This window comes from Novosphingobium aerophilum, assembly GCF_014230305.1.
Classification (GTDB): domain Bacteria; phylum Pseudomonadota; class Alphaproteobacteria; order Sphingomonadales; family Sphingomonadaceae; genus Novosphingobium; species Novosphingobium aerophilum.
Window position 1 is genome coordinate 20,256 of record NZ_JACLAU010000042.1, and the last position, 7,512, is coordinate 27,767.

A 7,512-nucleotide genomic window follows, 5' to 3' on the forward strand; every position below is an offset into this window, starting at 1 on the left:
TCGCAAGCCGCCCCGCCGCGGCTTGAGAATTCGCGCAGGGGCCATGCGATTTCCTGATTGGCCCGAACGGGTCAGGCCCTGCTGCCGCCAGGTCGCGGGCGGCCTCTTCCCATGGCGTAACGGGACTGTAACATGTGGTCCCCAAGCTGAAGGTCACTGTGGCGAGATGAAGGGCGGACGAGAGCGGATGGAACAGCGCGAGGCTGCACTGCGCGCCGCCAAGGGCAGCGCAAGGCAGAAGCCCTTTGTCGCGCCCGGGGCCGTTCCGACCGAGCTGTACTTCAATCGCGAACTGAGCTGGCTGGAATTCAACCGCCGCGTCCTGGCCGAAGCGCAGAACAGCCATTACCCGCTGCTCGAACGGCTCCGCTTCCTGTCGATTTCGGGCAGCAACCTCGACGAGTTCGTCATGGTCCGGATCGCCGGGCTGGCGGGCCAGGCCCAGCGCGGGATCGAGGAGACCTCGATCGACGGGCGCACCCCAGCCCTGCAACTGGCGGCGATCCGTGCCGCCGTGACCGATCTGGTCGCCGCCCAGCAGGCCAGTCTGGAAGAGCTGTCCATCCTGCTCGCCGCCCAGGGCATCCGGGTGGTGGCCGAGGACGAGGAACTGGGCAAGGCCGAGGCCCAGTGGATCGCCGGCTACTTTTCCGAGCACATCCTGCCGATCATCACCCCGCAGGCGATCGATCCGGCCCATCCGTTCCCGTTCATCGCCAACCAGGGCATGGGCATCATGTTCTCGCTCACGCGGATCGCCGACAGCGCGCCGATGACCGAGATGGTGCTGATCCCGCCGGCCTTGCCGCGCTTTGTCCGGCTGCCGGCGGAGATCGCCGGCGGGGAATCGGTCTGGGTCTCGATCGTCGAGCTGATCCGCCGCCATGCCGCCGTGCTGTTCCCCGGCTTCCGTGTCCACGGCAACGGCGCCTTCCGCGTGCTGCGCGACAGCGACATCGAGATCGAGGAGGATGCCGAGGATCTGGTCCGCTATTTCCGCACGGCCATCCAGCGGCGGCGGCGCGGGCGGGTGATCCTGCTGCAGGTCGAGGACAGCTTCGATCCCGATGCCGAGGCGTTGCTGCGTCGGCAATTGGGGCTGGAGACTGCCCTGATCCTGCGGATGAGCGGGACGATCGATTTCGCCGGTCTGGCCGCGATCATCGAGGAGCCGCGCCCGGACCTCAAGTTCGAGCCCTATTCCCCGCGCTATCCGGAACGGATCCTCGAGCATGATGGCGACTGTTTCGCCGCCATCCGCGAGAAGGACATCGTCATCCACCACCCTTACGAAAGCTTCGAGGTGGTGGTCGATTTCCTGCGCCAGGCGGCGGCGGACCCGGAGGTGGTGGCGATCAAGCAGACGCTCTACCGCGCGGGTAAGCAATCGGCGGTGATCGCCGCGCTGATCGCCGCAGCCGAGGCGGGCAAGTCGGTGACCGCGGTGGTCGAGCTCAAGGCGCGCTTCGACGAGGAGCAGAACCTCCTCTGGGCCAGCCAGCTCGAACGGGCCGGGGTCCAGGTGATCTATGGCTTCGTCGACTGGAAGACTCACGCCAAGGTGTCGATGGTGGTCCGCCGCGAGGGCGAGGGCTATCGCACCTACTGCCACTTCGGCACGGGCAACTATCACCCGGTCACGGCGCGGATCTACACCGACCTCAGCTTCTTCACCGCCGATCCCAAGGCCGGGCGCGACGTGGGGCAGCTCTTCAACTTCATCACCGGCTATGTCGAGCCGAAGTCCACCGAACTGCTGGCGATCTCGCCGCTGACCCTGCGCAAGAAGCTCTACGAGCTGATCGATGCCGAGATCGCCAGTGCCCGGGCGGGCAAGCCGGCGATGATCTGGGCCAAGCTCAACTCGCTCACCGACGAGGCCCTGATCGACCGGCTCTATGCCGCCAGCCAGGCCGGGGTCGACATCAGCCTGGTGGTGCGCGGCATCTGCTGCCTGCGCCCCGGCATGCCCGGCCTGTCCGAACGGATCACGGTGAAGTCGATCCTCGGCCGGTTCCTGGAACACAGCCGCATCTGGGCCTTCGGCAATGGCGCGCCGCTGCCCAATGCCAAGGGCAAGGTCTATATCTCCTCGGCCGACGGGATGAGCCGCAACCTGGATCGCCGGGTCGAGCTGCTCGTCCCGATCCGCAACAAGACCGTGCATGATCAGGTGCTTGACCAGGTCATGCTGGCGAACCTGCTCGACACCGAGCAAAGCTGGGTGCTGGCCCCGGACGGCAGCTACCGCCGGCTCGACCCTGGTCCGAAACCGTTCAACCTCCACAGGTATTTCATGACCAACCCCTCGCTTTCCGGGCGTGGGGCTGCTTTGGCCAGTGGGCGCAAGGTGCCCAAGCTGGCGCTGCGGCGCGGAGGTGGGCGCTAGGCGCGCCAGAGGGTAGGGGCAGAGGGTAGAAGCGGCAATGCAGGACCACGGCGCGACCGACGTGCTGGCCCCGGCCCGCGCCATCATCGATATCGGATCGAACACTGTCCGCCTGGTGATCTATGGCGGGCCGCCACGGGCACCCGTCGTGCTCCACAACGAGAAGGTCACCGCCCGGCTCGGCAAGGCCGTGGCCGAACGTGGCGTGCTGTCGGACAAGGCCCAGCAGGCAGCGCTGGCGGCGCTGTCGCGCTATCGCCTGCTGCTCGATCTGCGCGGAGTGCCCCAGGTGGACGTGGTTGCCACCGCGGCGGTGCGCGATGCCGCCAACGGGCGCGCGTTCCTGGCGGCGGTCACGGACCTGGGTTTCGCCCCGCGCCTGCTGTCGGGCGAGGAAGAGGCCGAAACCAGCGCGATGGGGGTGATCGGCGCCTTCCCCGGCGCACAGGGCGTGGTCGCCGATCTGGGCGGAGGCAGTCTCGAGCTGGTGGACGTGATCGACCAGGCCTCGAGCCATGGCGTCAGCATGCCGCTCGGCACGCTGCGGCTGCCGGCGCTGCGCAGCGAGGGGCTGCAGGCGTTCCGCCGCCACATCGCCGCCAGCCTCGATCGTGCCGGCTGGGCCGCCGATCCGGGACAGACGCTCTATCTGGTCGGCGGATCGTTCCGCGCCTTCGCCCGCTACGTGCTGGCCAAGGACCAGGCCGCGCTTGACGATCCGCATGGCTTTGCCCTGGCCCCGGAGGCCGCGATGGAGGCGGCCCGCGTGCTCGCGCGGCGCAAGGCCGGGTCGCTGGACGAGGTGCCGGGCATCTCCAGCGCCCGTCTGGCCAGCCTGCCCGACGCGGCGGCCCTGCTGCTCGCCCTGATCGAGGCCCTGCAGCCGGCGCGGCTGATCTTTTCGGCCTGGGGCCTGCGCGAAGGGGTGCTGTATGCCAGCCTGCCGCCCGGCTTGCGGCAGCAGGACCCCCTGCTGGCCGGGATCGGCGCCTTCACCCGCCAGCGTGGGGTCCTGCCGGCCACGGCGGCGATGGTGGCCGACTGGACCGCGCCGGGCTGCCTGCCCGGGGGGAACACCGGCGACGAGCGGCTGCGGCTGGCCGCGACCATGCTGATCCTGGCCGCGGCCGTGGTCGAGCCCAACCTGCGCGCCGAGCTCGCGGTGATCTGGGCCATGCGCAAGCGCTGGATCGGGGTGACCAACCGCGAACGGGCCATGCTCGCCGCCGCGCTGATGGCAGCCAGCGCCCGGCCCGAGCTCTCGCCCGAATGGCGCCAGCTCGCCTCGCCCGCCGATCTGCGCGCCGCCCAGGCCTGGGGCCTCGGCGCGCGTCTCTGCCGGCGCTTCTCGGGCACCGCGCCGCGGTCGCTGGAGGGCAGTGCGCTCGTGCGCGACGGCGACACGCTGCGCCTCGAGGTGCGGGCTCGCTTTGCCGCCCTCCTGAACGAGGGGGTGGAGCGCGATCTCAGGGCGCTCGGAACCCTGCTGGGGATGGAGACGGCCTGCCGGGTACGGGAGTAGGGTCCCGCAACCTGGCGCGGATTTGGCCGGGCTGGCCCGGATCGGGCCAGCCCGGATGCCATCCCGTCAGAGCGGGCGGCTTACTTGCACTTGGTGAACTTGCCCTTGGCGTCGCGGCACGGGGCCTTCTTGGCCGGAGCGGCGGCTGCGGCCGGCGGCGGGCACTTGATGAACTTGCCCTTGGCATCCTTGCAGGGGGCGGCGCTGACAGCGGCCGGCGCGGCGACAACGGCGAGGGCGGCGGCCATGGCGATGGCGAAACGGCGCATGATGTCTCTCCTCGGGAAGGAAGTTCCCGGGGCCGGAAGCTGCCATTCCGGACCAGACATCGTACATTACATTAGTGTAAACTTTCAATTGTTTACAATTGAAAGCCTGTCAAATCGGATGGAATTTTAGCGGTGTTTCAGGGGCTTAGTGGAGTCCCAGGAACAGCCCGGCCAGGGCGGCGCTCATCAGGTTCGAGAGGCTGCCCGCGACCAGGGCCTTGATCCCCAGCCGCGCGATCACCGGGCGCTGGTTGGGGGCCAGCCCGCCGGTCACCGCCATCTGGATCGCGATCGAGCTGAAATTGGCAAAGCCGCACAGGGCGAAGGTGACGATCGCCACGGTGCGCTCCGACAACTGGCTCGCCGCACCCAGGTTGATGAAGGCGACGAATTCGTTGAGCACCACCTTGGTGCCGAAGAACCCGCCGGCCGCGGTCGCCTCGGCCCAGTCCGGCGCGCCGAGCAGGTAGAACACGGGCGAGAAGACGGTGCCCAGCACGCTCTGGAACGACAGGTCGGGGTGGCCGAACCAGCCGCCGATCCCGCCCAGGATGCCGTTGGCGAGCGCCACCAGGGCGACGAAGGCCAGGACCATGGCGCCCACCGCCACCGCCAGCTTGAGCCCGGTCTGGGCGCCCTGCGCGGCGGCCATGATCAGGTTGGCGGGACGTTCCTCGTCATGATCGTCCGGCAGGGCCTGGACCACCGGGACACCGGGCGGTCCATCAAGCGTTTCGCGATGAAGGTCGCTCTCGTCCACGTCCTGGCCCGGCGGGGCGGGGCGCGGATCGGGCATGATGATCTTGGCCATCAGGATCCCGCCCGGGGCCGACATGAAGGCGGCCGCGACCAGATAGTCGATGCGGATCCCCATCGAGGCATAGGCCGCCAGGATCGTCCCGGCCACGCCCGCCATGCCCACGGTCATCACGCAGAACAGCTGCGACGGGGCGAGGCCAGCCAGATAGGGGCGGATCACCAAGGGCGCCTCGGACTGGCCGACGAAGATGTTGGACGCGGCGCACAGGCTTTCGACCTTGCTGATGCCCGTCACCTTCTCCAGCCCCCCGCCGATCCAGCGGATCATCAGTTGCATCATCCCGACATGGTAGAGGACCGAGATCAGCGCGGCGAAGAAGATGATCACCGGCAGGGCCGAGATGGCGAAGCTGGTCCCGCCGATCTCGGGCTTGGCCAGCGGGCCGAACAGGAACTCCACCCCGGCATGGGCATAGCCGAGCAGCTCGCTGACCCCGTGCGAGGCGCCGTTGAGCGCGGCGCGGCCGGCCGGAACATAGAGCACCAGCCCGGCGAGCCCGGCCTGCAGGGCAAAGGCGGCGCCGACCACACGCGGCCGGATCGCCCGGCGATCGGACGAGAGGACCAGGGCGATGAGCAGGATGAGCGCCATGCCGAGCAGGCTGAGAAGGATATGCATGGGCATCGACGCTAGCTGCGGCGGCGCGTGGTGGGAAGCCCCGCCGCGTGTTTCCCGCAATCCTTTCCGGGGAAGCCCTTTCCCGCAGCGGTCCGCGCCGCTAGGCTCGGCCCATGACCACAAGTGCCGCCACCGTGCAGATCCCCCGTTCGCTGTTCGTCTATGCGCTGCTCTACGGCGGCCTGTGCGTGCTGGCCGGGGTGCTGGGCACCAAGATCGCCTCGCTCGGCACCTGGCCGCTGCTCGGGCCCCTGGCGGTGGAGAGCGGGATCTTCGCGTTCCTGCTGCTGGTGGTGATCTCCAGCGCGGTGGCCGAACTGTTCGGGCGCGACACGGCGAACCGCCTGGTGCGGTTCGGTTTCGTACCGCTTATCGTTTCGATGATCCTGCTGGTCACGGTGATCCACGCCATCCCGCCGGCGCCGTTCTGGACCGATCAGGATGCCTTCGCCCGGCTGCTCGGACAGGGCGCGCGGATGCAGTTCGCCGGGCTGATCTCCTATGGCACCTCGCAGACGCTCAACGTCGCGGTGTTCTCGCGCATGGCCGGATCGGCCGGCGGAGAGGGTGGCCGGCTGCTGTGGCTCCGCGCCTGGGTGGCCTCGCTCCTCAGCCAGGTGGTCGATACGCTGATCTTCATCACCATCAGCTTTGCCGGCACGGGAGTGCCGATCGTCGAGATCATGACCGGGCAGATCGTCTCGAAGCTGATCCTGTCGACCATCATGGTGCCGCCGCTGATCTATGTCTTCGTGGCCTTGGCGCGGCGGCTGGACGCGAAATAAGCTTCAATTTGTCGACGGGGGGACTAAAGGCGCCCCATGACGACTCCCCACGATCCCGCGCACGATCCGGCGCTGCTCGCCAAGGCCGAAACGCTGATCGAGGCGCTGCCCTATCTGCAGCGCTATGAAGGCCGCACCTTCGTGGTCAAATACGGCGGCCACGCGATGGGCGATCCCGAGCTGGCGCGCGACTTTGCCGAGGATATCGTGCTGCTCAAGGCCGTGGGCATCAACCCCGTGGTCGTCCACGGCGGGGGGCCGCAGATCGGGCGCATGCTGAAGGCGCTGGGGATCGAATCCCGCTTCGTCGACGGGCTGCGCGTCACGGACAAGCAGACCGCCGAAGTGGCCGAGATGGTCCTGGCCGGGGCGATCAACAAGGAACTGGTCGGCTGGATCGCCCGCGCCGGGGGCAAGGCGATCGGCATTTCCGGCAAGGACGGCGGCATGGTCATCGCCCGCAAGGTCCAGGCCAAGAAGCCGCCCAAGGCGATCGAGGACGATGGCGAGCCGCTGGTGGTCGACCTTGGCTTCGTCGGTGAGCCCGACCGCATCGACACCTCGGTGATCGACACGATCTGCGCCGCCGGGATGATCCCGATCATCGCCCCGATCGGCGTGGGCGACGATGGCGAGACCTACAACATCAATGCCGACACCATGGCTGGCAGCATCGCCGCCGCGCTCGGCGCCGCGCGGCTGTTCCTGCTGACCGACGTGCCCGGCGTGCTCGACAAGGACAAGCAGCTCCTGACCAACCTCACCCCCGGCGACATCGCCCGGCTGGCCCAGGACGGCACGATCAGCGGCGGCATGATCCCCAAGCTGGAAACCTGCGTCCACGCGGTCGAGGCCGGGTGCGAGGCGGCGGTGGTGCTCGACGGCCGCGTGCCGCACGCCATGCTGCTGGAATTCTTCACCTCCAAGGGCGCGGGCACCCTGATCCGCGCGGATTGAGGCGGGGCGGACGGAATGGCCGGCTTGGGTGGATGCTGTTGAAAAAGTCGCTTCTTGGTTGAAGCGGAGGGTCTTGATTGAAGCGGGCGCGCGCGGATGCCGGAGCTCATGCCATCGCCGGCTGCCTTGCGAGGCTGATCTTGGCGAGCTTG

General features: G+C 68.6%; 6 protein-coding genes. 4 read left to right on the top strand and 2 right to left on the bottom strand.

Translation table 11 applies throughout. The features are described from left to right. Nucleotides 1-166: 166 nt before the first annotated feature. On the top strand, nt 167-2,389 hold the full coding sequence (locus H7F49_RS16550) for an RNA degradosome polyphosphate kinase (protein WP_235982276.1): 2,223 nt from the start codon (nt 167-169) through the stop codon (nt 2,387-2,389). A 37-nt stretch (nt 2,390-2,426) separates the two neighbouring features. Then, a complete protein-coding gene (locus tag H7F49_RS16555; RefSeq protein ID WP_185684680.1) occupies nt 2,427-3,911 on the top strand; it encodes a Ppx/GppA phosphatase family protein in 1,485 nt (494 codons plus the stop codon). A gap of 80 nt (nt 3,912-3,991) precedes the next feature. Here H7F49_RS16555 and H7F49_RS16560 read toward each other — a convergent pair whose 3' ends face one another. After that, nucleotides 3,992-4,180 carry a hypothetical protein gene (locus tag H7F49_RS16560; protein ID WP_185684681.1) on the bottom strand — a complete coding sequence of 63 codons (189 nt, stop codon included), beginning with the start codon at nt 4,178-4,180 and terminating at the stop codon, nt 3,992-3,994. A gap of 145 nt (nt 4,181-4,325) precedes the next feature. Continuing rightward, a complete protein-coding gene (locus tag H7F49_RS16565; RefSeq protein WP_185684682.1) occupies nt 4,326-5,618 on the bottom strand; it encodes a NupC/NupG family nucleoside CNT transporter in 1,293 nt (430 codons plus the stop codon). A 113-nt stretch (nt 5,619-5,731) separates the two neighbouring features. Between H7F49_RS16565 and H7F49_RS16570 the strand changes: the two genes are divergently transcribed. Next, nucleotides 5,732-6,403 carry a queuosine precursor transporter gene (locus H7F49_RS16570; protein ID WP_185684683.1) on the top strand — a complete coding sequence of 224 codons (672 nt, stop codon included), beginning with the start codon at nt 5,732-5,734 and terminating at the stop codon, nt 6,401-6,403. Nucleotides 6,404-6,439: 36 nt separating this feature from the next. Next, complete coding sequence (gene argB / locus H7F49_RS16575) at nt 6,440-7,360, top strand: acetylglutamate kinase (RefSeq protein ID WP_185684684.1); 921 nt, start codon at nt 6,440-6,442, stop codon at nt 7,358-7,360. Nucleotides 7,361-7,512 lie beyond the last annotated feature (152 nt).